The 700-nt window shown below is 45.1% G+C and carries 1 protein-coding gene; it reads right to left on the bottom strand.

The window, feature by feature from the left end; all coding sequences use genetic code 11:
• Nucleotides 1–125 precede the first annotated feature (125 nt).
• Nucleotides 126–700, bottom strand: a 575-nt coding sequence (locus R7R24_RS26965) for an alpha-isopropylmalate synthase regulatory domain-containing protein (RefSeq protein ID WP_318120159.1), incomplete at its 5' end; no start/stop codon positions are given.

Here is a 700-nt window from a genome sequence, read left to right on the forward strand (position 1 = left end):
CGTCACCAGGAAGTACGGCAATTTTGTATGATTTGTCTGTCATGTTATTCCTTTAATCTTCTAATTTTTGAGCTTAATTATTTGAAATCGTGTTATTTGTCCTTGAGCGATAAAGCTCAGTATGACTATACCGTAGCAATCTTTTTCTGCTTCATCTCGGCAATGGTGTCTGCGCGATGGATGCTGTTGATAACATGCAATAGTGCTTGACCAGAAGCTTCTACGATATCGGTTGAAACGCCCGTACCGTGGTATTTTCTACCTTTGTAGTTGGCAATGATGTCTGCTTGACCTAGACCATCCTCACCTTCACCTTTTGCGGTTAGATCGAATTTATCTAGTACGATCTCGTAACCTGTCACGCGGTAGATACATTGGTATAGCGCATCAACAGGCCCATTACCGACCGCCGCTTCACACATTTCCGCATCACCACATTGCATCTTGATGCTGGTGGTTGCCATCACGCTGCCCGATTGCAAGCTTAGGTAATTCAACTTGTAGAAGTCATCTTCTTCACGCAAGTTGGAGAAGTGCATTAGTGCTTCCAAATCGTAATCAAACACTTGGCCTTTACGGTCGGCCAGTTTCAAGAAATCGGCGTACAGTGCGTCTAGGTTGTACTCATCTTCTTTATAACCCATGGAATCCATGTGGCTCTTCACCGCCGCTCGGCCGCTACGACTGGTTAGGTTAAGCG

This window comes from Vibrio sp. 704 (assembly GCF_033339295.1).